This is a genomic window from Xenorhabdus thuongxuanensis, assembly GCF_001908095.1.
GTDB lineage: Bacteria > Pseudomonadota > Gammaproteobacteria > Enterobacterales > Enterobacteriaceae > Xenorhabdus > Xenorhabdus thuongxuanensis.
Genome location: NZ_MKGR01000019.1, coordinates 36,736 through 58,315, shown reverse-complemented (window position 1 = coordinate 58,315; position 21,580 = coordinate 36,736). Strand labels below are relative to the sequence as shown.

General features: G+C 47.6%; 36 protein-coding genes and 1 pseudogene. 5 read left to right on the top strand and 32 right to left on the bottom strand.

Features of this window, described 5'->3' with window-relative positions; all coding sequences use genetic code 11:
- Nucleotide 1 precedes the first annotated feature (1 nt).
- The 21 genes from Xentx_RS12765 to Xentx_RS12665 all read right to left on the bottom strand — a co-directional run bounded on the left by Xentx_RS12765 (nt 2) and on the right by Xentx_RS12665 (nt 9,574).
- Entirely contained in the window at nt 2-289 is a 288-nt protein-coding gene (locus Xentx_RS12765) for a VpaChn25_0724 family phage protein (RefSeq protein WP_074020635.1), read from the bottom strand.
- 8 nt (nt 290-297) lie between these two features.
- A complete protein-coding gene (locus Xentx_RS12760) occupies nt 298-600 on the bottom strand; it encodes a DUF2730 family protein (protein WP_083600961.1) in 303 nt (100 codons plus the stop codon).
- Complete coding sequence (locus tag Xentx_RS12755) at nt 584-805, bottom strand: TraR/DksA C4-type zinc finger protein (protein WP_074020606.1); 222 nt, start codon at nt 803-805, stop codon at nt 584-586. Before Xentx_RS12755 ends, Xentx_RS12760 begins: the two co-directional genes overlap by 17 nt.
- A complete protein-coding gene (locus Xentx_RS18560; RefSeq protein ID WP_083600958.1) occupies nt 802-1,398 on the bottom strand; it encodes a hypothetical protein in 597 nt (198 codons plus the stop codon). The genes Xentx_RS12755 and Xentx_RS18560 overlap by 4 nt, the downstream gene beginning before the upstream one ends.
- A complete protein-coding gene (locus Xentx_RS12745) occupies nt 1,395-1,625 on the bottom strand; it encodes a hypothetical protein (RefSeq protein ID WP_074020605.1) in 231 nt (76 codons plus the stop codon). Before Xentx_RS12745 ends, Xentx_RS18560 begins: the two co-directional genes overlap by 4 nt.
- Complete coding sequence (locus Xentx_RS12740; protein WP_074020604.1) at nt 1,619-1,867, bottom strand: hypothetical protein; 249 nt, start codon at nt 1,865-1,867, stop codon at nt 1,619-1,621. Before Xentx_RS12740 ends, Xentx_RS12745 begins: the two co-directional genes overlap by 7 nt.
- Nucleotides 1,867-2,379, bottom strand: coding sequence for a glycoside hydrolase family 108 protein (locus tag Xentx_RS12735; RefSeq protein ID WP_074020603.1), 513 nt, complete (start codon nt 2,377-2,379; stop codon nt 1,867-1,869). Before Xentx_RS12735 ends, Xentx_RS12740 begins: the two co-directional genes overlap by 1 nt.
- Nucleotides 2,380-2,480: 101 nt before the next feature.
- The gene (locus tag Xentx_RS12730) at nt 2,481-2,906 is read right to left on the bottom strand and encodes a Mor transcription activator family protein (RefSeq protein WP_074020602.1); all 426 of its coding nucleotides are present in this window, start codon (nt 2,904-2,906) and stop codon (nt 2,481-2,483) included.
- A 12-nt stretch (nt 2,907-2,918) separates the two neighbouring features.
- Nucleotides 2,919-3,236, bottom strand: coding sequence for a hypothetical protein (locus Xentx_RS12725; protein WP_074020601.1), 318 nt, complete (start codon nt 3,234-3,236; stop codon nt 2,919-2,921).
- The gene (locus Xentx_RS12720) at nt 3,226-3,747 is read right to left on the bottom strand and encodes a hypothetical protein (protein ID WP_244149859.1); all 522 of its coding nucleotides are present in this window, start codon (nt 3,745-3,747) and stop codon (nt 3,226-3,228) included. The genes Xentx_RS12725 and Xentx_RS12720 overlap by 11 nt, the downstream gene beginning before the upstream one ends.
- Nucleotides 3,744-4,277 (bottom strand): gp16 family protein, encoded by a 534-nt coding sequence (locus Xentx_RS12715; RefSeq protein WP_074020600.1) that lies wholly within the window; start codon nt 4,275-4,277, stop codon nt 3,744-3,746. Before Xentx_RS12715 ends, Xentx_RS12720 begins: the two co-directional genes overlap by 4 nt.
- Before the next feature lie 8 nt (nt 4,278-4,285).
- Entirely contained in the window at nt 4,286-4,513 is a 228-nt protein-coding gene (locus Xentx_RS12710) for a hypothetical protein (protein WP_074020599.1), read from the bottom strand.
- Complete coding sequence (locus tag Xentx_RS12705; protein ID WP_074020598.1) at nt 4,506-4,820, bottom strand: hypothetical protein; 315 nt, start codon at nt 4,818-4,820, stop codon at nt 4,506-4,508. Before Xentx_RS12705 ends, Xentx_RS12710 begins: the two co-directional genes overlap by 8 nt.
- Before the next feature lie 19 nt (nt 4,821-4,839).
- Nucleotides 4,840-5,028 carry a hypothetical protein gene (locus Xentx_RS12700; RefSeq protein WP_074020597.1) on the bottom strand — a complete coding sequence of 63 codons (189 nt, stop codon included), beginning with the start codon at nt 5,026-5,028 and terminating at the stop codon, nt 4,840-4,842.
- Nucleotides 5,009-5,242 (bottom strand): ANR family transcriptional regulator, encoded by a 234-nt coding sequence (locus Xentx_RS12695; RefSeq protein ID WP_074020596.1) that lies wholly within the window; start codon nt 5,240-5,242, stop codon nt 5,009-5,011. Before Xentx_RS12695 ends, Xentx_RS12700 begins: the two co-directional genes overlap by 20 nt.
- A 1-nt stretch (nt 5,243) precedes the next feature.
- Nucleotides 5,244-5,882 (bottom strand): DUF3164 family protein, encoded by a 639-nt coding sequence (locus Xentx_RS12690; protein WP_139292491.1) that lies wholly within the window; start codon nt 5,880-5,882, stop codon nt 5,244-5,246.
- Between the two features lie 33 nt (nt 5,883-5,915).
- Entirely contained in the window at nt 5,916-6,119 is a 204-nt protein-coding gene (locus Xentx_RS12685) for a hypothetical protein (RefSeq protein WP_074020595.1), read from the bottom strand.
- Nucleotides 6,120-6,132: 13 nt separating this feature from the next.
- Nucleotides 6,133-6,387: a hypothetical protein gene (locus Xentx_RS12680; RefSeq protein ID WP_074020594.1), complete on the bottom strand. Its 255-nt coding sequence runs from the start codon at nt 6,385-6,387 to the stop codon at nt 6,133-6,135.
- On the bottom strand, nt 6,384-7,337 hold the full coding sequence (locus Xentx_RS12675) for an AAA family ATPase (protein WP_074020593.1): 954 nt from the start codon (nt 7,335-7,337) through the stop codon (nt 6,384-6,386). Before Xentx_RS12675 ends, Xentx_RS12680 begins: the two co-directional genes overlap by 4 nt.
- Nucleotides 7,338-7,345: 8 nt before the next feature.
- Nucleotides 7,346-9,328 (bottom strand): transposase domain-containing protein, encoded by a 1,983-nt coding sequence (locus Xentx_RS12670; protein ID WP_074020592.1) that lies wholly within the window; start codon nt 9,326-9,328, stop codon nt 7,346-7,348.
- Between the two features lie 18 nt (nt 9,329-9,346).
- Nucleotides 9,347-9,574: a helix-turn-helix domain-containing protein gene (locus Xentx_RS12665; protein ID WP_074020630.1), complete on the bottom strand. Its 228-nt coding sequence runs from the start codon at nt 9,572-9,574 to the stop codon at nt 9,347-9,349.
- Between the two features lie 148 nt (nt 9,575-9,722).
- Between Xentx_RS12665 and Xentx_RS12660 the strand changes: the two genes are divergently transcribed.
- Together Xentx_RS12660 and Xentx_RS12655 are read left to right on the top strand one after the other, a co-directional pair.
- Nucleotides 9,723-10,325 (top strand): helix-turn-helix domain-containing protein, encoded by a 603-nt coding sequence (locus Xentx_RS12660; RefSeq protein ID WP_074020591.1) that lies wholly within the window; start codon nt 9,723-9,725, stop codon nt 10,323-10,325.
- A 444-nt stretch (nt 10,326-10,769) separates the two neighbouring features.
- Nucleotides 10,770-10,992 (top strand): annotated as a pseudogene (locus Xentx_RS12655) (IS200/IS605 family accessory protein TnpB-related protein); the annotation flags it as partial.
- 67 nt (nt 10,993-11,059) lie between these two features.
- Here the strand turns inward: Xentx_RS12655 and npr are convergent.
- The 11 genes from npr to Xentx_RS12600 form a co-directional block, all read right to left on the bottom strand.
- Nucleotides 11,060-11,332: a PTS phosphocarrier protein NPr gene (gene npr, locus Xentx_RS12650; protein WP_074020590.1), complete on the bottom strand. Its 273-nt coding sequence runs from the start codon at nt 11,330-11,332 to the stop codon at nt 11,060-11,062.
- Nucleotides 11,333-11,349: 17 nt separating this feature from the next.
- Nucleotides 11,350-12,201 carry an RNase adapter RapZ gene (gene rapZ, locus Xentx_RS12645; protein WP_074020589.1) on the bottom strand — a complete coding sequence of 284 codons (852 nt, stop codon included), beginning with the start codon at nt 12,199-12,201 and terminating at the stop codon, nt 11,350-11,352.
- Nucleotides 12,202-12,241: 40 nt separating this feature from the next.
- A complete protein-coding gene (gene ptsN / locus Xentx_RS12640) occupies nt 12,242-12,709 on the bottom strand; it encodes a PTS IIA-like nitrogen regulatory protein PtsN (protein WP_074020588.1) in 468 nt (155 codons plus the stop codon).
- Between the two features lie 177 nt (nt 12,710-12,886).
- On the bottom strand, nt 12,887-13,174 hold the full coding sequence (gene hpf / locus Xentx_RS12635) for a ribosome hibernation promoting factor (RefSeq protein ID WP_074020629.1): 288 nt from the start codon (nt 13,172-13,174) through the stop codon (nt 12,887-12,889).
- Between the two features lie 38 nt (nt 13,175-13,212).
- A complete protein-coding gene (gene rpoN, locus Xentx_RS12630; RefSeq protein WP_074020587.1) occupies nt 13,213-14,652 on the bottom strand; it encodes an RNA polymerase factor sigma-54 in 1,440 nt (479 codons plus the stop codon).
- A gap of 69 nt (nt 14,653-14,721) precedes the next feature.
- The gene (lptB, locus tag Xentx_RS12625) at nt 14,722-15,447 is read right to left on the bottom strand and encodes an LPS export ABC transporter ATP-binding protein (protein WP_074020586.1); all 726 of its coding nucleotides are present in this window, start codon (nt 15,445-15,447) and stop codon (nt 14,722-14,724) included.
- Nucleotides 15,448-15,453: 6 nt separating this feature from the next.
- Nucleotides 15,454-16,002: a lipopolysaccharide ABC transporter substrate-binding protein LptA gene (gene lptA, locus Xentx_RS12620; RefSeq protein ID WP_074020585.1), complete on the bottom strand. Its 549-nt coding sequence runs from the start codon at nt 16,000-16,002 to the stop codon at nt 15,454-15,456.
- A complete protein-coding gene (gene lptC / locus Xentx_RS12615) occupies nt 15,983-16,579 on the bottom strand; it encodes an LPS export ABC transporter periplasmic protein LptC (RefSeq protein WP_074020584.1) in 597 nt (198 codons plus the stop codon). The genes lptA and lptC overlap by 20 nt, the downstream gene beginning before the upstream one ends.
- An 18-nt stretch (nt 16,580-16,597) precedes the next feature.
- Nucleotides 16,598-17,161: a 3-deoxy-manno-octulosonate-8-phosphatase KdsC gene (kdsC, locus tag Xentx_RS12610; RefSeq protein ID WP_074020583.1), complete on the bottom strand. Its 564-nt coding sequence runs from the start codon at nt 17,159-17,161 to the stop codon at nt 16,598-16,600.
- A gap of 68 nt (nt 17,162-17,229) precedes the next feature.
- Nucleotides 17,230-18,198, bottom strand: a complete 969-nt coding sequence (gene kdsD, locus Xentx_RS12605) for an arabinose-5-phosphate isomerase KdsD (RefSeq protein WP_074020582.1) — start codon at nt 18,196-18,198, stop codon at nt 17,230-17,232.
- 35 nt (nt 18,199-18,233) lie between these two features.
- Entirely contained in the window at nt 18,234-19,211 is a 978-nt protein-coding gene (locus Xentx_RS12600) for a calcium/sodium antiporter (protein ID WP_074020581.1), read from the bottom strand.
- A 231-nt stretch (nt 19,212-19,442) separates the two neighbouring features.
- Between Xentx_RS12600 and mlaF the strand changes: the two genes are divergently transcribed.
- From mlaF to mlaD, 3 genes are read left to right on the top strand one after another with little or no spacing between them, the layout of a single operon-like run.
- Complete coding sequence (mlaF, locus tag Xentx_RS12595) at nt 19,443-20,246, top strand: phospholipid ABC transporter ATP-binding protein MlaF (RefSeq protein ID WP_074020580.1); 804 nt, start codon at nt 19,443-19,445, stop codon at nt 20,244-20,246.
- Between the two features lie 10 nt (nt 20,247-20,256).
- On the top strand, nt 20,257-21,039 hold the full coding sequence (mlaE, locus tag Xentx_RS12590) for a lipid asymmetry maintenance ABC transporter permease subunit MlaE (RefSeq protein WP_074020628.1): 783 nt from the start codon (nt 20,257-20,259) through the stop codon (nt 21,037-21,039).
- A gap of 4 nt (nt 21,040-21,043) precedes the next feature.
- Nucleotides 21,044-21,556, top strand: coding sequence for an outer membrane lipid asymmetry maintenance protein MlaD (mlaD, locus tag Xentx_RS12585; RefSeq protein ID WP_074020579.1), 513 nt, complete (start codon nt 21,044-21,046; stop codon nt 21,554-21,556).
- Nucleotides 21,557-21,580 lie beyond the last annotated feature (24 nt).

Sequence of the window (21,580 nt, the reverse complement as noted above, 5' to 3'; positions counted from 1 at the left end):
ATTACCCCCGTGGGCGCGGGCGTTTGACACCGGGTACGGTGCTACGCCCCTCGGCGACGTCAGCCCCGCGGCCGGTCAGGGTGGCCACCAGACAACCGGCGACATCGTTGAGGGCACATAGCCCTTGTTCTGCTAGCCAGCTCAGGTGCGAGCGCACCCCATCACGGCTGATACGGTGGCCGTAGGCATCCAGGCACGTTTGTAACACCGATTCATTGGCATCACCACCACATTCGGTGAGCGAACGCAGCAGCACCAGCCGCTGGTCAGCAGTTAAGATTTCACGCATGGCTGACATTAGCTTTTTTCCTTTAATTCGTTCTGTAATAACAAATCACTTAAATTGCGCAATTGACGTAATTCCGGTAACACCGCACTGAGATCACCGCGCAATTGGGCAATTTCCAGTTGCAGGTTGTGCAGTTCCTGCCGGTTGGGTAACGTAGACAGTGAAGTTTCCAGTTGACGAACCTGCATCTTAAGGACCTCCACCTCATCACGTTTGGCGTAGGTTTTACTGAGCAGCACCAGAATGACGTTAAAGGCCGTGGTGGCAGCCGCCCAGACCATCGCCCAGTTTTCTCTAAGAACGTCCAGCATGTTTCTCCCGGGATTCGCTATGTTCCTGGCACCCGATACACCGTTCAAAGGCCGGGTTGATAGCCAGCCTGGCCGGATCAATGGCCTCGCCACAGTCGAAGCAAACCCCGTTGCCTGCCTGTGCCGGGCGCTGAAAATGTACCCTCAGCGCCCGTTCACGATGCCATTGTTCCAGCGCACACGCTTTATCTATCAGCCTGCTCATGGTGCCGTTCCTGTTGTTGTGCCGCCCAGCGCTGAATGGCCCGCAACTGGTGTGCCAGTGCCTGACTCCACTGACCGTACTGGCTGGCATGGACCAGCAGGGCAGCGGGTGTCCCTGACCGGGGCGGCGTGGGTTTGGGGGGCAGTTGCAGCAGGGGCGCGGGGATCACCGGACAGGCTGTCACGATCAACGGTGGGGTGACCGTAACCGAAGGCGCGTTGGTAGAGCTGCAACCCGTCAGGGCCAAGGCCGTTATAACCCACCCCATCACGGGCCAGGGCGGCTGGAATTTGGTTTTCAATGCGTTTGGCCGTCTGGGATAACCCCGCCAGCGCAGCATACACTTTGTTAGATAAGTCTGCATTTTTCTGTAATTGTGCCTGTTGTTCTGTCACCAGTTGATGGAGGGCGGCCGCATTTAACTCAGCCAACGCTTTTTGTGACTGATAGAAGGTCAGCTCTGCGGCCTGACGGTTCTGGATCTCCGCATCCACGGCAGATTGCATGGATTTGTCCACCCACCACGCAGCCATTCCCCCGCCCAGTGCAGCGCTGACCATCGCGGTCAGACCATAGCGGTAGATAACATTCATAGACCGATCTCCTTATCCCGTTTAATGGCTGCCTGTTTGGAGGCCTGATTCTGGGTCACCCAGGCAGCCAGATAGCCGACGAACAGCCATTCGGAAAGCTGGCCTGACAGTGCCGACCAGAGCAGAACGACGGTACTGGCGACCCAGGCCCCAAACAACGTGGTGTCAGATGTCGAAAAACGCCCGGTAGCCGGGTTGGTGATCAATTGCTTAAGTAAGGTCAACATGACATACCTGCCGCTTTTGCCAGACGGATATCTTGCGCATTGACCGATGCCCAGCCTTGACTGAATAGGGACTGGTACGTGGCGTTATGGCTGTACAGCGGAACCTGACTGATAGCGTTTCCGGCCAGCGCTTGCTGTAAACAGCGCTCACGCCCGCTCTGATAAATGCTGTAATAGCGTGGATTGCGCAGCGCCGGGATCTGCTTTTGTAACAACAGTTCAGGAATAGGCGGCGGCAACATCACATCACCTCCAGTGCAGCCTGAATGAGATGATCCAATCGATTGAACCACCCATTCAAAAACCGTTGTTGCAGGGGATTGCGGGCGATAATCTGGGCATAGTAGCGGGCACGCTGGTTCATCACACGATGTAACAGATAATCCGGTGCGGTGGCGGCAATAGCACCGAGGGTTTGATTGCCCAAGATGCCGTCATCACGCACGCCCACTGCACGTTGTAATAACCGGATAGCCGAGACCACGCCATGCTGAACGGCACTGTCAAACAACACCAGTGAGATCCCGGACGGGACGCGTTCGCAACCTGCCGGCTGCCAGAAATCCCGATAGTAGATCGCAGTCGCGTCTGCCTGGGTTAATGCACGAATATCCAGTTGGGGATAACTGCGTTGGCTGATGCCGTATTGGGTTTCACCGCCCCGGTCATGGGGGGCATTGACATAACCGCCTTCAACAGGCAGCAGGTAATGAATGGCATGAAGAAACGCGACGCTGTAGGTAGGGTGAGTCATGATGGCGACCTGTCAATAATGGGTAGCTCATCATCGGTTTTTAGTGAGAAAGATTGGGTTTGTGGGGTATCAAACAAAAAACCCGCCGCAGCGGGTTGGTCTTAGTCGAACAGTTCAGGCTGGTAGCGTTTACGGTGCAGCGTTAACTGTTGGCGCAGTATCGCATAAACGGTCGAGTGGGTCAGGGAATATTTTCGGGCTAATACATCTACATTACCGCGGGAACGGCTCCAGTCACTGAATAACTGGTTATCCCGCAGTGCCGCTTTTAATGTCTCACCCGTTGGCAGATAGACAGCACGGCCGCCATAGTAATGCGCCAGCGAACCGACCAGTTTACTGGCCGACCTGCGGGCGGCGGGTTCATCGTAGCCCTGCCGCTGTAGTTCGGTACTGAACAGATCCACCATATCCGCCAGTAACTGAGGCCAGCGAGTCTGTAACTCTGCCTCTGGGATAGTATCCAGCTGATCTAATAGCTGGCCTAATTCGTCATGACTCTCGGCAAAGAGGGGTAGATTTCTCATATTGTCAAGCCATTAATAATTAAAGTTGTAATACCAGATCATCAGTCCACTCAGTATTGACATAACTAAGATCCCAATGCTCATATCACTGTTAGCGGGGTGCTCTTTCGCTATTTCCAGCAATGCCTTCCGCTGAATCAGGTATAAAGGAAGAAAGATAATTAACAATAATAAGGTCAACGTTCCCCACCAGACTGGCGAATGCCCGCGGAGTCGGTTTAGTTCATCACGGTATGTGCCAATCCGATTATGGTACGCATCAAAATAGACCCAGAACGCCGCCGCAATCGGTATCAATGTAAAGAAGAAACTACTCAGTTCACTCTCCATTTATCCCTCCTTTCTGTTGTTCTAACCACTCTTTGCCACCCGATAGTGTAGCCAAATCAACACCATATTGCTGCATTTGTTTAAAATAGGCATCACGACTATCAGATCCTGATAATTGTTTCTTTTCCCTGGCATTGATATTACTGCCTTGAGCAAATAACTGTTCTGATGACTGGTAAACAATTTTCAGGTAGTTATGGTTGGTTAATGGCTTATTATCGCCTTGTGCCCGTTTCTCCCGCATACGTTCAACGGTTTCACTGAGCGCGTGGCCCAATACCCGATTGGCGGAGTATATTGCCAGCACTTCTTCCGCCAGCTTCAATGCCCGGCTATTGGACAGATTATTTTTCTCCCGACGAAAGAGGCCGATATAAGCTACCAACGGTCTGGCACAACCACCGGGTAAATCGGTGAGTTTAGCCAGCAATTGCCGGCTGGCATCATCTTCAAAAATGGCATCCAGGTGAAAATCGGAATGGCAGATTGGGCAGCGGCCAATTTTCATCATACTTTCCCCATATTGTACGCATCACACAAGGCATCATACCCCCGCCGTTCCGGCAGGTGCTGACCTCGCACGTGCATCACTCCCAACATGAGCCGACCGTGCCACTGTTTCAGGGACTCCAAAACCTGACAGGCCAGTGATGCATCAAGCCAGCCCACTTCGGCCACACCGACACCCCCATTGATTTTGGCCGTCTGACGCTGGACAAACTGGTTAAGTGCGGTTTCAGAGCCATCAATCACAAATTTTTGCTGGTGCATAGTGATCCAGATGGCACGAATCTTGGCAATTTCCGGTGCTTTGGTTTGACCGTTTAATTGGGGTTTAACCCGTTGGTGATCCCGTTTAAAACGGCGTTTAAATCCGCGTTCGACGAAGGCGTTATAGACGGTTTTTAATTCAGCATACGCCATTCCACGGCAAGATGATTTGCCCGTCGCGGCAACTAGCGCCGCACGGTAAGTTTCATCATCCAATTTAAGTTGGGTTTTGGCGATATGAATGAGGCGAATAAGTTGTTGGCTAGTCATTAACCACCTCACTTATAAGCTACACAGCCAGTCTGGCAACCACCGCGCGGCCAGTCATTGCCGCTATCACAGAGATCGCGCTCTGGGGTTTCAGGTTGTTCAAATGCCGCACAGATATTATTGGCTGCGGTAATGAGGGTATTTAACTGTTCCTGATTGATGGTGATGCCAGGCTGTTGGTGACTAATCTCTTTTGCAATGGCGGTAACCAGTGAAAGCTGTTTAATCTTAATCATGATCTTCCTCCTGTTCTGTCCTGAAGGGCAAATCCCTAAATTGAGCCTTTGCAAGAAGAACACCAACTTTGAATGCACGTTGTTCTTCGAGAGTGCTACATTGAAAAGTTTCACCAATTTGTAAATCCATTTTCTTATCAGCATGCTCTATTAATAAATCACAGTGTTCATTTACGGCTTCATGCCAATCAACAACTTCTTGTTTTAATAACGTTAAATCAATGTCATCAATGTTCATAAATAGCGCCTTATCAGAATTTTGGCGTAAGCCAGCCCCTGGCAGATTTACGCCATTTTTAAAAATCATTAATTTTCAGTTTGTTACATTAAGCCAGTGTTAAATGTTCAATTCGGACTAAATAAGGTTCGGTACTGATTTCCACCACGGTCATATTATTTAAGTCCTGCGCCCGCTCAATCGTTCTGACGATCCGGCCGCCCCGTAAAACCCGGTTAGGCTGATAGATAAAACAGTGCCCTATCGGGAAACGCTGGTTAAACTGCGGCGCTTTCATCCGGCTTTCCCCATTCCCTGGTGGCGGCGTTTTGACAAAATGCGCTGCGCCGTTCTGCCCAATTGCGGGTCATTGTACTGCGGGCATGATGAGCCGCGTTATCCCATAGCATTGCTGCATTCAGATAATCGGTATTGCGTTCTGCATGGGCGGCAACGGATGAGTAGGCAGCATAGTGATTGCGTGCACGGTTTTTATGGATATGTTCGTCCATCTCACACCCCCGCAATATCGAGAGCAATGGGGCGAAACTGGTCTGTACTACCGACGCGCTCATAGACACGCAGATAGGACTTACTGCCCACAATTTGCAGCGCTTCGCCAATCGCCATCATCGCCTGTACCCAGCGCTCATCATCAATACCCAGACGACGCAGCGCCAGCACGCGCCCGGTGTTAATATCGCCCTCTTTATCGGTGATAAACGCCTGGTTAATCAGCGTCTGGATCTCCGGTTTTGCACCTTCTGTCCAGTCAGCCAGGCATTCATCAATCAATATCTTCGCGGCCTGCAAACGTTCATCAAAGGCTATCCTATCCTGCATGGCGCGCTGAACTTTGTAGCGGCCGTCATAGCTATATAAAGTTACGTTGCCTTTTTTACCGCCTTTGACAGCACCGTATTTCTCAGCAGAGAGATCAATGAAGGCCTGAATATCGCCAAAGGCTCGTAATTTTAGTTCATGCAGTGCTTCATTCACGCTGATGGCGTGTCTCACAATTTCGCCCACCAGATGATCACGTTCAAAGTCGATTTCTTTGATGATTTCCACCGGAGTCAGCACGCCTTTCGCATCAATCCAGTAGCCTTCCGGTGCGATTTGATTTGTAAATTGTTTTGTTATCATTAACATTATTTTACCTTTTCGAAATATTAGAGTTAATGGTTAGTGAATGTTGTACCGTGAGGGTACCTGATGTATCACCAATCCATGCCCGCCATGAGTCAAGTGCTGACCTAACACATCTGATAAGCGCATCGCGGCTTGATATTCCTGATGGGTATATTCACCCGCAGGACCACTGGCGATAACCTCATGTTTTAATTCACCTGACTCACTGGTAATTAAGATCTCAATTTTTACTGCCATGATATTGCTCTCCTTAATGTAAAGATTCCGACCAATAAACCTGACAACCGTGGTGAGTAAACCAGCCCTGCCGACTGTAACGGCTAAGGTGCCGATAACTCGCCTTACCATTCTGAATTAAATGTTCACATAGCGTATGACGGGCAATGTGAATACGTGGTGCGCTGTCACGTATCACAACACTGATGACAGTAAACCCGCGGGCGGTAAGCGCATCAATAGCCAGTCCGGCACACGTAAATGCCTGCGCTAAGCAATTGCGGTTCATAATGTCGTCCCCTCCAGATCTTTGACAGCGGCACGAATGTGTTTTTCCGTCAATGCTTCATTAGCCCCTGTGGCAAACATGGCCGCCAGCCGCAAGGTATGGGAAACTGTGCGCAATGCGCCCGGGCGTTCTGCCAGTTGCTGAACCAGTGCACGCTCTTGTTGCCCCAATCCCCACGCCGCCGATATCGCCTGCACATCATCTTTTTTGGTTTTCAGGATCGCCACTTTCTTGGCGATACGGCTAAACAGACGGGCAAAGTCTACATTACGGGAATTTCCCCCTGTCAGCTTGGAATACACCTGATGATTACCCACCAGAGCCAACCCGATGCCGGTGTCTTCCTGCAAAATGCGCAGCTCTTCCAGTACGGGATAATCAAGGTGATCGGCTTCATCAATAATGAGTAAGCCGGATGTTCCGCGCAGCTTGCGGCGAACGGCACGCCCCAACTGACCCGCACGGCGTGGTGCGTCACCGATGCCCAGTTCCAGCGCCAGTTCATACAGGCATTCGCTCAGGCTGGCACGGGAAGGTGACACGGTAATCAGCCAGACATTAGGACGCTCGTTGGCAAACTGTTGCAGTGATTGGGTCTTACCCACGCCCGGGCTGCCATAGATCACACTGATACACTGGGCTATCTGGGCATATTGCAGGGCACTCCAAATCTGCCTGACGGTTTTAGTTTCGACAAAATCCGGCGCTGACGGCATCTCACTGGCACGGCGTATGCGGTTTTCCAGCCAGACCGACAGTTTGCTGGCAATGCTATCGCTGTTACCCCGATAACTGTCATTCATAAACTGGGACAGCGCCGTGCCTGAGATACCACTTTCACGGGCGATGTTGCTATAGGTCAGCCCGTCGTTCTCGACCACATTTCTAATGGCGGCACGGATATCGGCTTGTGCTGTTTGTGCCGGTGTCAATTCAATAATGTTGCTCATAATTCCCCCTAAATCGTGTTTTTCTGCTGTTGTTGATGTAACTGGGCGACGGCATTTTCAAAGGCGTAGTCGTAATCGTTTTCTGTCTCGGCGTGCAGATCGACAAGCTCACGACGGACGGTATTGCCCGCTGATCTGTAAATCTCAACAACGCGGGTTTCAGGCGGTTCAGGTGCCACGGTTTCCGGCATCAGTTCTGCCACTTCCAGCGCAGTCATGCGGCGCTGCGCTGTGGCAGCCTCTTTCGTCCGTTTGACAAAGCGTGTCCGGTTGCGGACATGCTCACGGGCCGCCTGAGTATCACCAAAGCCTGATTTTTCAATACACTGGGCAGCACAGATAAAACGGCCATCCAGTGTGTAACACAGGACAGATTCATGCAGTGATTGCGGATCAAACCGGATGACCACTTTATGAGGTTTAATGCCCAGCAACTGCTCGTGGTAGTAACGGTTCTTGCGTGATGCAATTTTGCCGCCGGCATTCAGGGTAAAGGCACCATTGTTCACCGTGACCGCCTCGGCAGGTAACAAGAGTAAGTGACGTTGTTCTGCCGTCGCCTTACGGATAGCACTGGCCTGATAACTCTGTTCAAAGGCGGCATCAAAAGACAGGACACCCTGACAGGCTTCAGTATCCCGCTTCGGTTGCCGGTTCCAGAAAGCGATACCCTCCGCCAGTACCTGTAAAAAGGTTTCGGCATCAACCACCCGGTCACCATAATTATCCGGCTTTGCCATAGGGTTAGGGCCTGTATACGCACCCGCCAGTGCCGGATGGCGGTCAACCACTTCCCCCAGTCCGCCGTGGGAAAATGCACGTTCAACTGGTTTGGCCTGACCATGACCCCGGCCAAACAGCACGCTGGTCCAGTGCAGTTGGATACCCAATAATGGGATAATGCCTTTAGGGTCATCCTCCTTCACCTTGAAGCGGTAACGGTTGGGTACACCGCCCGTCATCCATTTGTTGGCGGCGGCTCGCGTGTTATCAATGGTGACGTGTCTGGGGATACCGTATTTCTCAACCACATCAGCCAGAGCCAGACGAATGCTGTCGCTGTTTTCAGATACATCAGTACGCCAGGATAAGATCTTGCGGGTACGGATATCCTGCCAGACCCACGTCTTGGGACGAATGACTTCACCATTAAACCAACGCACGAACACGTTATGTTGATAGCCGTCCCCGTTGATCCACTCCATCGCCTCCAAATCCAGTACGGTACGCTCCTGCGCAGGGTATAACCGCATCAGGGCGTGTTCTCCCTCGCGTAGCAATACCACCTGCTCGGCAGGCACTTCACGCTCCAGCTTCCGGCGGAGGGATGACAGGCTGGGGATTATCCAACCCTGTGCTGTCGCCGCTTCTGTCAGGCGGGCATAGCAAGTCCGCAATGCCGGCTGCTCAGGGCGCAAATAATCGGCCAGAAAGAAATCCCAGGCCGCCGGGCTGCACTCTGCTTCTTTCTTCCGGCGCGCCGACAAACTATGACCATGCTGGCTGACCATCGCTGCCAGCCAGTCCGAACGGTCAAACGGCTTGGCCTGGTAGTACCAACGACGGACAGACGCCGGCGCAATCTTCAGGGCTTCCCCCACGGAATCAAATGCGGTCAGCGTATCAATGCCACTGTCCAGTAATTCCGCCACGGCGATGACTGCCTCACAACGTTCGCGTGCTTTTCCACGCTGCTTTTCATTGGCGTTGTTCCAGCCCTGCCAAAGCAACTCGCGGGAATAAGTTTCGGTCTGGCGTTTTTTTATCTCAATCGGATTGCCTGCAACTTCGATCACGCCTTGCTTTTTCAATACCGCGGCACGGGCAACAGGTGGCAGGCAGCTAATGTGAAACTCAAACGCCTTAGAGCCTTCACGCTTCCTGACCATATCGTCAGTTGCGAGTTTTTTTAAACGGTTAGAGATGTTAAAAGGGGCCGTTGGTAAATTCGGTAGCCCGATACACTCTTGTGCTGTAACCCAAATATCCATGTCCCACCCTTACTGTTTCTATTGTTTTGAATAACGGCTTGGCCAGATAACTGCAGGTTCAACCCCAATAGCCTGAGCAATAATTTTTTCTCCTTTAGGCCAGGGCCTGACTAATGCATTACGCAATGTATCAGCGGCCAGACCTGCTGCTATCGATAGTGTGCGTAAATTTGTGCCACGTTTTTCTAATGCCGCGCGGATATCTGCGCGGTGCCAATCTACGTCTTCTTGCGAGATTAACGACATCATGCGATCCTTATAATATTTATCGGTTCCGATAATCATCGAAGATTATCTGTACAGGTATAAATATATTCGCATAAAAATACGAAGTCAAGATTAATTCGTGTTTTTATTCGCAAGTGTAAATCAAAGGCAGGAGCTAGTAATTTCAATGAATGACAAAGAAAAAAACGCAAGTAATGACAAAAGTATGAATCGTGTTTTTATACGAAATAAAATAACACAGTTTAAGGATAGGCTCAGACAAGCCATGGGAAATGAATCTGGTAATAGCTTAGCTAAAAGATGTGGTATATCGGAAGCTGCGATAAGAACTTATTTATCGGGTAAAACATATCCATCTTTAGATAAGCTAGCTTTGCTCGCAGAAAAATGCGAAGTATCAATTGAATGGCTGGCAAATGGTAGTAATGTAGATAGTGTTCCTGAATTAAAGGAAATCCCAGAGCACGTTACGGAGACACAAGAAAAGGTTTGGTTAGAATTTCTACATAGGATGACTCCAGACGAAAGAGACGCAATCATTGCTCGAGTTGTAAGGCTGGGTCTTGCTTCGTTACTACAAGTATTACCGACAGACAGTAAACAAGAACAATCGCCAGAAGACCAGTCTATATCTAATCATGCTCTATTCGTCGCTCGCATGTACGATTCATTGACGGATGAGCAACGCCAGAGATTTTTGGAATCTATCCGAGAAGAAGAGCAAAAGGATACTGACCGCCATTTAAGCGGAAAAAGCAAAGCCAGCTAATGGGCTAGGCGGCCCATTAGTTAAAAGATATTTAAAGATGATTTAAACAGATGATCGTGCAAGCCCTACATTTACCAAAACAAGTGAATCAAAAAAGTATAGTTCAAAATTTTTCTCATTTTGGTAAGTCTGCACGAGAAGTCGAAGCCGTTCTATAACTCACATCCCAACTCCGTGAATTACTTGAATTTATATCCGCGAAATCCCGTTTATTTTGACAAATTCCCTATTAATCTTTGTTTCTCATTCTTTGTGGTTCATTACATTTAATAAGCAGATTATATTAATGATTTTTTATCTTTAGTTAGTTTTAATCACTGATTTTGCATTTACCTTGAAAATAGGATCAATGGCATGCCACGCTGAAGAGCTCTCTAACTGTCTGCTCTGTATAATCAGATAGAAAGAGGTTTCTTTTTTGCAATATGGGATACCCCCCATTGCCATGAAAAAGTGACCAATGCCCGTGCGAGTTTTCAGCACAAATTGTCCCGACAACTTATTAACGAATAACCAAGCGGTGATAGTTGAGACACTGAAAACAACCAATGTGCTCAAAAACCGCAGACTGGCTCATCATATTGCTGATGCGGGATGGAACAGCTTTGTGACGAAGCTCGAATACAAAGCTAAAGAAGCAGGGGAAACATCTGGTCAGACTTGTCACGCACAAGCAGCGGCCAGTGAAGTGGGGAGCATTGCCGATAGGGCGGGGAACAGTCACAAGGAACGTGTTACTCTTCGTCAAATCCTGCGTTGAAGAGTTCGATAATGGCCGCCAACGCTTGCTGTTCATCCGGCCCGTTGACTTCAACGTCAATATGGCTGCCTTGTTCAGAATCCAGCATTAGCATGGCAATGACGCTACGGGCCTCGGCCTGTAAGTTACTGCTGTTGCGCAGAATCACTTCTGATTGAAACTGTTGTACCAAATCATGCAGTTTCATCGCAGGCCGAGCATGCATCCCGAGTCGATTTTTAATTTCAAGTCGTTGTCTGACTGTCATGGCTTGTGTTATTCGTATTATTTGCGTTTTTCCAGTGTGCGGTGGCGTGATTGCACGTTTTTGCCACGGGAACGAAAATAATCAGCCAACTGTTCTGCTACATAGACTGAACGGTGTTTACCGCCTGTGCAACCAATAGCGACAGTCAGATAGCTGCGGTTATTGGTTTCCAGCATAGGTAGCCAAAGCTCAAGATAGCTACGGGTTTGATAAATAAAATTATGAACTTCTGTATGGCGATCCAAAAACGCTGCCACGGGGCGATCCAAACCGGTCATCGGGCGTAATTTCGGGTCCCAATGCGGATTTGGCAGGAAACGCACATCGAAAACATAGTCTGCGTCGATGGGAATACCATGCTTGAAGCCAAAGGATTCAAACACCATGGTCAATTCTCGTTCCCGCTTGCCTAATAGACGTGTCCTGAGCATTTCTGCCAGTTCGTGTACGGACATTTCAGATGTATCAATGATCAAATCTGCGCGTGAGCGCAGGGGTTCAAGTAAATCGCTTTCTTGGTCAATTGCACTTTCCAGTGACAGGTTCTTACTGGAGAGTGGATGCAAACGGCGCGTGTCACTATAGCGGCGGATCAGGGTATTACGATCCGCATCAAGAAACAGTAACTGTGGTGAAAAACGTTCAGGCAACTGCGTTAGCGCTTCTTCAAAAACTTCTGGCGACTCCGGCATATTTCTGACATCAATGCTAACCGCAGCCGAAATATCACGTTCGGCCAGTGTGTTTGCCAATTCTGGCAGCAACACAACGGGTAGATTATCTACGCAATAGAAGCCCATATCTTCCAGTGCACGTAAAGCAACGGATTTCCCAGAACCTGAACGACCACTGACTATCATCAGCACCATGAGGTGACTCCCCCTAAATGTTTATAATTATAATCGCTATTTATTCAGTAATAATTTTATAGAGTTCTTCATTACTTTGCGCTGAGCGCAGGCGACGGCAGAGATTTTTATCTGCAAGGCGCTTTGCAATCAATGATAGTGAGTGTAAATGGGTTTGACACTGGTCTGACGGCACCAATAAAGCAAACAGCAAGTCAACAGGTTGATTATCGATAGCGTCAAAGGTAATGGGTTGTTCCAGGTGCAAAAATACTCCAACAGCATTATCCGAGCACTCTTTATTCAATTTGCCGTGAGGGATCGCAATCCCGTTACCAATTCCTGTTGTGCCTACTTTTTCACGCGAAAGAATAGCCTCAAATACGGTATTTTCCGGCACGCCAAGCTGTTTTGATGCCAGCTCACTGATAATCTCTAAGGCGCGCTTTTTACTCGAACAAGGTACGTTGTTGCGTGTACATTCGGATGAAAGCACTGAGCTTAGTGGTAAATCTGTTTCGTTGTTCATTTCTTTATTCACTTAGGGCCTTGTTATACCAGATGCCTGATGAGGCATCCGGTATTAATACACTGCTCTAAAACCGATCTACAGATCGCACTAAGTACATAGTATTATAGGGCGTTATAGAAGATGTTATAGATAGAACAGTGATAATTTTATGACAGCCCCGTTGCCTAAAAGCGATTAATGTTGTCTCAATTTACTTTTATGTTTGGTCAATTGACGCGCTAGCTTATCTACTAATATATCAATTGCCGCATACATGTCTTCATGTTCTGAGCTTGCATGCAACTCACCTCCATTAACATACACCGTAGCTTCAGCGATCCTTTGCACCTTTTCCACTCGGAGGATGACCTGGATGAGGTTAATTTTATCGAAATATTGATTCAATTTGCCGCATTTGGTGTTCACAACGTTGCGCAGTGCATCGGTGATTTCAATATTGTGACCTGTAACATTGAGTTGCATGGTTTTGAGTTGCATAGTGTTTTCCTTCTCTGGGTTGTTCAAACCAGTTTTTTACGCTGGTTTGAAGGCGGGATGGATAACGACTCTCTATATTTTGCGACAGTCCGGCGAGCGACTTGAATACCTTGTTCAGCGAGTATGCTGGTCAATTTACTGTCACTCAGTGGCTTGGCCGGGTTTTCTGCCGCGACCAGTTTTTTCACCAGAGCACGTATCGCGGTAGAAGAAGCTTCACCGCCACTGTCGGTGTTGACGTGACTGGAGAAAAAATATTTAAGTTCAAAGATCCCTCGTGGACTATACAAGTACTTCTGGGTCGTCACGCGGGAAATGGTGGATTCATGCATGTCAACCTGATAGGCAATATCAGCCAGTACCATTGGTTTCATGTGTTCCTCACCATATTCAAAAAAATCTTGTTGTCGTTCAACAATACAGCGGGTGACTTTCAGCAATGTTTCATTACGGCTTTCGAGGCTCTTGAGCAGCCATTTGGCCTCTTGCAAGTTATTGCGTATGAACAGGCTGTCACTCTCATTGTTGGCTCGTTGTCCCAGTGCTGCGTAGTGTTGGTTGATGCGCAGACGGGGGATGCTATCGGTATTTAGCCTGACTTGCCAGCTTCTATCTTCTTTCTGTACCAATACATCTGGAATAACATATTCGGATTCACCGGTATTCACTACCAGACCAGGTTTTGGCTCCAGTGATTGAATGATATCAATTGCCCCTTTCAGGGTACTCTCTTTTAATTTGCTCTGACGTAATAAATTACGGAAGTCTCGGTTACCCAGTAGTGCCAGATAGTTGCTGACAATAAGTTTGGCATCCTTTAGATAAAGTGTCTCTGGCGGCAGTATGGAAAGCTGGATAAGCAAACATTCGCGTAAGTCACGGGCAGCAACGCCGATCGGATCAAAATGTTGTATGCGTTTGAGAACGGTTTCGACCTCTGCCAACGCCAGCTCATCATCGCCAATACTGGCAAGGATCTCTTCGATAGAAATGGTCAGGTATCCGGTGTCATCAATTGCGTCAATGATTGAAGTGGCAATAGCAGCATCTGTTTCGGTAAATGGAGTCAATCTTGCCTGCCACATTAGATAATCTTGCAGGGTTTGAGTGGTTTCTCCCTGATAGACGGGGAAATCATCAGCGCTATAATCACTGTTAGTCTCTGAAGGTGTGCCAGCGGTGTAAATTTCATCCCAACTGGCATCCAGTGGTAGCTCTTCCGGCATATCCCTCTGTTCAAGTGCTTCACGGGTATCCATGACTTCAGTGTCGGCATCAGAAAGCGCCTGATTTTCCACTTCTTGATGCAGGTCATCCTGCTCAAGCAGTGGGTTGGTTTCCAAAGCTTGCTGAATCTCTTGCTGAAGCTCCAGCGTAGATAGTTGCAACAAACGGATGGCTTGCTGGAGTTGTGGCGTCATCGTCAATTGCTGACTGAGCCTGAGTTGCAAACTTTGCTTCATAGCGTTACCACTTTCTCCTTAATCTAGCTTGGATAGTTCCTTGAATCGCACCTGATAGAAGGATAAGAGTTAAAGGCGGAAACCTTCACCCAAATAGACGCGTTTGACCTGCTCGTTATTCAGAATGTCATTCGGGGTACCATGGGCAATCAAATGCCCCTGGCTGACGATATAAGCACGTTCACAGACATCCAGTGTTTCACGGACATTGTGGTCAGTAATCAGTACACCTAACCCGTAATCCCGCAGGTGTTGAATGATCTTTTTAATATCCAGTACGGAAATGGGGTCAACGCCGGCAAAAGGCTCATCCAACAGAATGAATTTGGGATTGGCGGCCAGTGCACGGGCAATCTCTACACGACGGCGTTCACCACCGGAAAGTGATTGTCCAAGGTTATCACGCAGGTGAGAGATGTGAAATTCTTCCATCAACTCTTCTGCACGCACTTTTCTCTGTTCTTGAGTCAGGTCTTTGCGGATCTCCAGTACCGCCATCAAATTGTCGAATACACTCAAACGACGGAAGATGGAAGCTTCCTGAGGCAAGTAACCTATTCCGCGGCGTGCCCGTTCATGCAAGGGCAGCAGGCTGATATCTTCTTCATCAATGGTGATAGAACCAGCATCACGTGGAACAATGCCAACCACCATATAGAAAGTAGTGGTTTTACCTGCCCCATTGGGGCCAAGTAAACCAACAATCTCCCCTGATTTCACGTTTAGGCTGACGTTTTCAACGACCTTACGGCCTTTATAGGCTTTCGCCAGATTTTCTGCGTTTAGTATTGCCATCAGTCGTTATTTACCCTTTTTCTGAGCGTCAGCGCCGTTAACACCTGGGCCTTTTTCTTGTAGCTGGGTAGGTAACAAGACGGTGGTGACATATTTACCTTTATCGCTAAAGGCTTCCATTTGTTGTGTCGGTACCAGATAAGTGATTTTATCGCCTTTGATATTGCTGTCTAGCTGTTCAAGATAGGCGTCCCCCGTCAGGGTGACCAGCTCTTTATCCATCTCATAGCGCATCTTTAATGCATGACCTTTGAGGGGCTTACCATCATCTTGTAATTGGTAAAAAGTGGCAGGATTACCGAATGCTTCAATAACTGTCTTATCAGAATCCCCTTCAGGGCGGGTAACAACAACTTTATCTGCATGAATGTCGATCGAGCCTTGTTTTACGCTAACATTATCCGTAAATGTGGCAATGTTTCCTGTTAAATCCAGCGACTGTCTTTCTGAGTCAATGGTAATGGGTTTTTTTGTATCATCTTTTAAGGCCAGTACGGGCAGGCTGACAGCAAAAAGTGTACTAGCAATAACGGAATTACGGATTAGGTTGTTCATGTGGAATCTCATATTGAGTGGTCACCTTTTCAATCAGTTCAGCAGTTTTGTTTCGCAGATTGCCCCGCATTTTCATGCCAACAGATTTCAGACCGACACCGATAAGAGTGACTCGGTCATCGGATGCGACGTCTTGAGTTATCAGATTGACGATCGCATTGTCTGTTGTGATCCGCTGCAATTGTGACGCATCGTTCAGGCTATCCACTTGGACATCCCCGTACAGATAGAGCATCTTATCTTGGGTCAGTTTGGCCTTGTTGGCGCGTACTGTCCATGTCGCTAACGGGGTTCCAGGGGGGCCATTAGGGTCAAATGTTGTCAATACAGGGTTGGTAAACCAGGTCAGTTTGGCTTCTGTATAGTTTTTAACATCGTCAGCAACCAGCTTGTAAGTGAGCTTACCTGCCGGATCATAGACAAAAGTGATGGCTTCCTGTGTTTGATAAGTCGGATAATTATCATCCACAACGGCTGATGAGGTATCATCATTATTTACATTCGAGAAATTCCAGCCGATCAGCGCAAGCGCGATCAGTGCCAGTATTGCGATCAGCCAGGATTGAATTTTGCTCATTCTTTTTTCAATTTTAATTTATATGGATAACCCTTTGGCATCTTCGAGCTTATTCTGAGCGAAGAGCACCAAATCACAAAGTTCCCTGACTGCACCGCGGCCGCCGGCAATCTGAGTTACATAATCTGCTTTTGGCAACAGTAAAGGATGGGCATCAGCAACTGCAACAGATAATCCAACTTGTGCCATGACAGGCCAGTCAATAAGGTCATCACCAATATAGGCGACCTGCTCTGGCTGCAACGCTAGTTTATCCAACAGTTGCTTATACGCCAAAACCTTATCGTGTTGTCCTTGGTAAAGATGTGTAATACCTAGGGTTTCTGCCCGATTTTCCAGCAATTTCGCTTTGCGGCCAGTGATGATGGCGACTTCAATACCGGAGGTGATTAAACAACGGATGCCATAACCATCACGAACGTTAAAGGCTTTCAGTTCTTCGCCTTCATTGCCCATGTAGATAAGCCCATCAGACATCACGCCATCAACATCACAAATCAAAAGACGGATTTGACGGGCTTTTTCGATAATTGTTTTATTAACTGGGCCATAACAGGTATCCAGGTACTCTTTTTGACTCATTAAGAAATTCTCTTAAGATTTATATCATGCTTGTTTGTATCAGTTTACTTGCTTTACACAAGACCGGACTACACAACACCAGCCTGCAAAAGATCATGCATGTGTAGCACACCAAGTAATTTGTCACCTTCTGTGACCAATAGCGAGGTAATATGGCGTGATTGCATCAGGTTTAGGGCATCCACCGCCAGTGCATTGGGTTTGATGCGGATGCCGCTGGCAGTCATGACATCAGAAATTTTTGCGTTGTTTAAATCGATACCCATATCGAAAACACGGCGCAAATCGCCATCGGTAAAAATACCATTGATCTGCATGTCATCATCACAAATCACCGTCATACCCAATTTTTTGCGGGTGATTTCCACCAAAGCCTCACGTAGGGTCGCTGTACGAGGAACACGGGGAATGTCATTACCTGTGGTCATTAAGTCACTGGCCAGTAACAAAAGTTTGCGTCCGAGTGATCCACCAGGATGGGAAAGGGCGAAGTCTTCAGCAGTAAAGCCACGGGCTTGCAAAAGTGCAAGGGCTAATGCATCTCCCATGACGAGTGTTGCGGTGGTGCTGGTTGTGGGAGCCAATCCCAATGGGCAGGCTTCTTGTGGGACTTTAATGCATAAGTGGATATCTGCGGCTTTGCCCATGTTGCTGTTGCGATTATTTGTCATGCAAATGAGCGGGACTTTTTGTCGCTTGAGTACGGGAATTAACGCTAGAATTTCATTTGATTCACCGGAGTTGGAAATAGCTAGCACGATGTCTTTTGCTGTTACCATGCCCAGATCACCGTGGCTGGCTTCACCAGGATGGACAAAGAACGAAGGTGTACCGGTGCTGGCAAATGTCGCAGCGATTTTTCGCCCAATATGACCGGATTTGCCCATCCCCATCACAATGACTTTTCCTTCACAACCAAACATTAATTCACAAGCTTGGCTGAAATCGTCATTAATGTATTGTTCCAGGCCGACCAGCCCTTCAAGTTCAATATGTAATACTTGCTTACCTGCTTGCTGAAAATCGATTTTAGGCATTTTTATTTCCCACTCTTTTCCCATTCAATCGGCAATTACTGAGTACCGTAATAATTAGAAACAAAAAGTACGACAAAATAAGTGATAAAACAGCTTAGTAGCAAGATGCCGTTCAATCGGTTCAATCTATGCTTTCTTCCCAGACAAAATACCGTAAATAGTATACTTGCTGCCATCATGACCCAAAAATCACGGGAAAATGCTTGCGGTGAAAAAGCACTGGGAGAAAGTATGACTGGAATACCCAAGACAAGAGTGGCATTGAATACGTTCGAGCCAATAATATTGCCCATTGCCATGTCATTCTCACCTTTGATGGCCGCAGCAATAGCAGTGGCAAGTTCAGGCAAGCTGGTTCCCACAGCAAGCATTGTCAGGCCAATCACCAGTTCGCTAACACCATAAATACGTGCAATAACGGTTGCATTATCAATCACCATGCGGGTAGAAATGGGAAGAATAATTAACCCCAGAACAACCCAAAGAAGCGCAATTCCTTTGTTGCCTTCGACAGGCAATTCTGAATTTCGTTCTTGGGTATAGCTATCAACCCCATTATTTGGGGAGAAAGCGGTCATCTTTATCATCAGTGAAATAAAGATGAGGGCTGCAAGCACTAACAGGATACCATCCAGTCGGCTCAGGTATCCATTGGACAGCAAATATCCTGCAAATGCGGTGATCGCTAACATTAGGGGAACTTCTTGTCGCAGAATTTCAGATCTTACCCTGATTGGCCGAATGAAAGCTGCGGCTCCCGTAATTAACAACAGGTTAGTAATATTAGAACCAATGGCATTGCCTATGGCCATGTCTGGTTGCCCATCTAAAATGGCCGTGACAGATACCATTAGTTCTGGCAGCGAGGTTCCTATTCCCATAATAACCAAGCCGACAATAAAAGGGGGTATTTGCATAGCACGGGCAAAAACGGCCGCACCATAAACTAATCTATCGGAACCATACACCAGTAAAATCAACCCGGTTATGAGCAGTACAATTGTCAGAAACATGGAGTGTCCCTTAAATAAGTTTTATTCCGAGCATAATGCTAATAATGGTTGATTTTTAAACATGGAATGTTTATTCAGCTAGACTTATACATTCTGACGATCAAGCGATAAAAAGTAAAATTTGTCATAACTTTACTAACGCAAAATTGGGCAATTTTTTGTAGTATGCATTATTAATTATTTAAATACAGTCATGAAGACAGTTCTATTAACGGTTAGGGGCTATCAATAATGAGTCAACAAACAGCAAATCTTATTGAGATCTGCGGAATGCATTTCACCCGAGGCCAACGCCCGATTTTTGCTGATATTAATCTGACCGTTCCGAAAGGAAAAATTACCGCCATTATGGGACCTTCTGGGATAGGAAAAACTACGTTGCTGCGTCTGATCGGAGGACAAATTCGTCCTGAACGTGGTGAAATTTGGTTTGATGGCGATAATATTCCGGCATTGTCCCGCCCACGCCTTTATGCTGCCCGCAAGAAAATGAGCATGTTATTTCAGTCAGGTGCTTTGTTCACCGATCTGAATGTTTTTGACAATGTGGCTTTTCCCCTGCGTGAGCATACCCAACTGCCTGAAGCGTTGATTCACACAACCGTGATGATGAAGCTGGAAGCGGTGGGATTGCGTGGTGCTGCGCATTTGATGCCATCGGAACTCTCTGGCGGTATGGCAAGGAGAGTGGCATTAGCAAGGGCGATTGCACTCGATCCTGACTTAATCATGTTTGATGAACCTTTTGTCGGCCAAGACCCCATCACGATGGGCGTTTTGGTAAAGCTGATCGATGAGCTGAATCATGCACTTGGTGTTACGTGTGTCGTGGTTTCCCATGATGTGCCTGAAGTACTGAGTATTGCCGATTATGCTTATATTGTTGCTGAGAAGAGGGTGATCGCAGAAGGTACTCCAGATCAACTGAGAATGAATCAGGATCAACGGGTACGGCAATTTCTTGATGGTATTGCTGATGGGCCTGTACCTTTCCGTTTCCCTGCTGGGGATTACAAAACTGAGTTATTAGGATGATGGAATGTTGATGTTAACACGGGCATTAGCAGCAATGGGCCGGCGTACGATTGAGGTTACGGCTTCATTCGGCCGTGCGGGCTTCATGCTGTTCAATGCAATCATTGGTAAGCCAGAGCCAGCCAAACAATGGACACTGTTGCGTCAGCAACTGTATAGCGTAGGTGTTCAATCTCTTCTGATCATTGTGGTTTCGGGATTATTTATTGGCATGGTGTTGTCCTTGCAGGGCTATTTGGTTTTAACCACATTTAGTGCGGAAGGCAGTCTTGGTATGATGGTAGCGTTATCACTGCTGCGTGAATTGGGACCTGTGGTGACTGCACTACTGTTTGCGGGGCGAGCAGGTTCAGCTTTGACCGCAGAAATTGGTTTGATGAAAGCTACTGAACAGATTTCTAGTCTGGAAATGATGGCAGTTGACCCGTTGCGCCGAGTTATTGCTCCTCGTTTTTGGGCTGGTCTTATCAGCATGCCTTTGCTCTCCTTAATCTTTGTTGCTGTGGGGATCTTGGGTGGTGCAATAGTTGGTGTTGATTGGAAAGGCATTGATGGTGGCTTTTTCTGGTCATCTATGCAATCTGCGGTAGAGTGGCAAAAAGATTTGCTCAACTGTTTTCTCAAGAGTGTCGTTTTTGCTATTACGGTAACCTGGATTGCATTGTTCAATGGTTATGACGCTATCCCAACATCGGAAGGGATCAGCAGGGCGACGACGCGCACAGTAGTCCATGCGTCGTTGGCGGTATTGGGTTTAGATTTTGTGCTGACAGCACTGATGTTTGGGAACTAAGTCGATGCAAAGCAAGAAAAATGAAATTTGGGTGGGGATTTTTGTCTTGATTGCGTTGGCTGCAATCATTTTTTTATGCCTCAAAGTTGCAGATATCCGATCTTTTGGCAGCCAGCCAACTTATCGTGTATATGCCGCATTTGACAATATTGGTGGCCTGAAAGTACGTTCACCGGTGAAAGTTGGCGGAGTCGTGATTGGTCGAGTGGAGAAAATCTGGCTGGATCACAAAACTTATACGCCACAAGTTGAATTGGATATTTTCACGCAATACGACAATATTCCAAATACCAGTTCGCTTTCTATCCGAACTTCAGGGTTACTAGGAGAGCAATATGTTGCTCTCAATATTGGGTTTGATGACCCTGATTTAGGCACTGCCATGTTGAAAGATGGCGATCGTATTGAAGATACTAAATCAGCAATGGTACTTGAAGATTTGATTGGTCAGTTCTTGTATAAAAGTAGTAGCGGAAGTCAGGGAAAATCCGCTGCGGCACCTGAACAAGCACACTAAGTTAGCAATCCACTGTTTAGGAGG

Bases quoted from the DNA above. Each gene is read 5' to 3' on its own strand.
- Xentx_RS12765 (WP_074020635.1), bottom strand. From the start codon at position 289: ATGCGTGAAATCTTAACTGCTGACCAGCGGCTGGTGCTGCTGCGTTCG.
- Xentx_RS12760 (WP_083600961.1), bottom strand. From the start codon at position 600: ATGCTGGACGTTCTTAGAGAAAACTGGGCGATGGTCTGGGCGGCTGCC.
- Xentx_RS12755 (WP_074020606.1), bottom strand. From the start codon at position 805: ATGAGCAGGCTGATAGATAAAGCGTGTGCGCTGGAACAATGGCATCGT.
- Xentx_RS18560 (WP_083600958.1), bottom strand. From the start codon at position 1,398: ATGAATGTTATCTACCGCTATGGTCTGACCGCGATGGTCAGCGCTGCA.
- Xentx_RS12745 (WP_074020605.1), bottom strand. From the start codon at position 1,625: ATGTTGACCTTACTTAAGCAATTGATCACCAACCCGGCTACCGGGCGT.
- Xentx_RS12740 (WP_074020604.1), bottom strand. From the start codon at position 1,867: ATGTTGCCGCCGCCTATTCCTGAACTGTTGTTACAAAAGCAGATCCCG.
- Xentx_RS12735 (WP_074020603.1), bottom strand. From the start codon at position 2,379: ATGACTCACCCTACCTACAGCGTCGCGTTTCTTCATGCCATTCATTAC.
- Xentx_RS12730 (WP_074020602.1), bottom strand. From the start codon at position 2,906: ATGAGAAATCTACCCCTCTTTGCCGAGAGTCATGACGAATTAGGCCAG.
- Xentx_RS12725 (WP_074020601.1), bottom strand. From the start codon at position 3,236: ATGGAGAGTGAACTGAGTAGTTTCTTCTTTACATTGATACCGATTGCG.
- Xentx_RS12720 (WP_244149859.1), bottom strand. From the start codon at position 3,747: ATGATGAAAATTGGCCGCTGCCCAATCTGCCATTCCGATTTTCACCTG.
- Xentx_RS12715 (WP_074020600.1), bottom strand. From the start codon at position 4,277: ATGACTAGCCAACAACTTATTCGCCTCATTCATATCGCCAAAACCCAA.
- Xentx_RS12710 (WP_074020599.1), bottom strand. From the start codon at position 4,513: ATGATTAAGATTAAACAGCTTTCACTGGTTACCGCCATTGCAAAAGAG.
- Xentx_RS12705 (WP_074020598.1), bottom strand. From the start codon at position 4,820: ATGATTTTTAAAAATGGCGTAAATCTGCCAGGGGCTGGCTTACGCCAA.
- Xentx_RS12700 (WP_074020597.1), bottom strand. From the start codon at position 5,028: ATGAAAGCGCCGCAGTTTAACCAGCGTTTCCCGATAGGGCACTGTTTT.
- Xentx_RS12695 (WP_074020596.1), bottom strand. From the start codon at position 5,242: ATGGACGAACATATCCATAAAAACCGTGCACGCAATCACTATGCTGCC.
- Xentx_RS12690 (WP_139292491.1), bottom strand. From the start codon at position 5,882: ATGTTAATGATAACAAAACAATTTACAAATCAAATCGCACCGGAAGGC.
- Xentx_RS12685 (WP_074020595.1), bottom strand. From the start codon at position 6,119: ATGGCAGTAAAAATTGAGATCTTAATTACCAGTGAGTCAGGTGAATTA.
- Xentx_RS12680 (WP_074020594.1), bottom strand. From the start codon at position 6,387: ATGAACCGCAATTGCTTAGCGCAGGCATTTACGTGTGCCGGACTGGCT.
- Xentx_RS12675 (WP_074020593.1), bottom strand. From the start codon at position 7,337: ATGAGCAACATTATTGAATTGACACCGGCACAAACAGCACAAGCCGAT.
- Xentx_RS12670 (WP_074020592.1), bottom strand. From the start codon at position 9,328: ATGGATATTTGGGTTACAGCACAAGAGTGTATCGGGCTACCGAATTTA.
- Xentx_RS12665 (WP_074020630.1), bottom strand. From the start codon at position 9,574: ATGTCGTTAATCTCGCAAGAAGACGTAGATTGGCACCGCGCAGATATC.
- Xentx_RS12660 (WP_074020591.1), top strand. From the start codon at position 9,723: ATGAATGACAAAGAAAAAAACGCAAGTAATGACAAAAGTATGAATCGT.
- npr (WP_074020590.1), bottom strand. From the start codon at position 11,332: ATGACAGTCAGACAACGACTTGAAATTAAAAATCGACTCGGGATGCAT.
- rapZ (WP_074020589.1), bottom strand. From the start codon at position 12,201: ATGGTGCTGATGATAGTCAGTGGTCGTTCAGGTTCTGGGAAATCCGTT.
- ptsN (WP_074020588.1), bottom strand. From the start codon at position 12,709: ATGAACAACGAAACAGATTTACCACTAAGCTCAGTGCTTTCATCCGAA.
- hpf (WP_074020629.1), bottom strand. From the start codon at position 13,174: ATGCAACTCAATGTTACAGGTCACAATATTGAAATCACCGATGCACTG.
- rpoN (WP_074020587.1), bottom strand. From the start codon at position 14,652: ATGAAGCAAAGTTTGCAACTCAGGCTCAGTCAGCAATTGACGATGACG.
- lptB (WP_074020586.1), bottom strand. From the start codon at position 15,447: ATGGCAATACTAAACGCAGAAAATCTGGCGAAAGCCTATAAAGGCCGT.
- lptA (WP_074020585.1), bottom strand. From the start codon at position 16,002: ATGAACAACCTAATCCGTAATTCCGTTATTGCTAGTACACTTTTTGCT.
- lptC (WP_074020584.1), bottom strand. From the start codon at position 16,579: ATGAGCAAAATTCAATCCTGGCTGATCGCAATACTGGCACTGATCGCG.
- kdsC (WP_074020583.1), bottom strand. From the start codon at position 17,161: ATGAGTCAAAAAGAGTACCTGGATACCTGTTATGGCCCAGTTAATAAA.
- kdsD (WP_074020582.1), bottom strand. From the start codon at position 18,198: ATGCCTAAAATCGATTTTCAGCAAGCAGGTAAGCAAGTATTACATATT.
- Xentx_RS12600 (WP_074020581.1), bottom strand. From the start codon at position 19,211: ATGTTTCTGACAATTGTACTGCTCATAACCGGGTTGATTTTACTGGTG.
- mlaF (WP_074020580.1), top strand. From the start codon at position 19,443: ATGAGTCAACAAACAGCAAATCTTATTGAGATCTGCGGAATGCATTTC.
- mlaE (WP_074020628.1), top strand. From the start codon at position 20,257: ATGTTAACACGGGCATTAGCAGCAATGGGCCGGCGTACGATTGAGGTT.
- mlaD (WP_074020579.1), top strand. From the start codon at position 21,044: ATGCAAAGCAAGAAAAATGAAATTTGGGTGGGGATTTTTGTCTTGATT.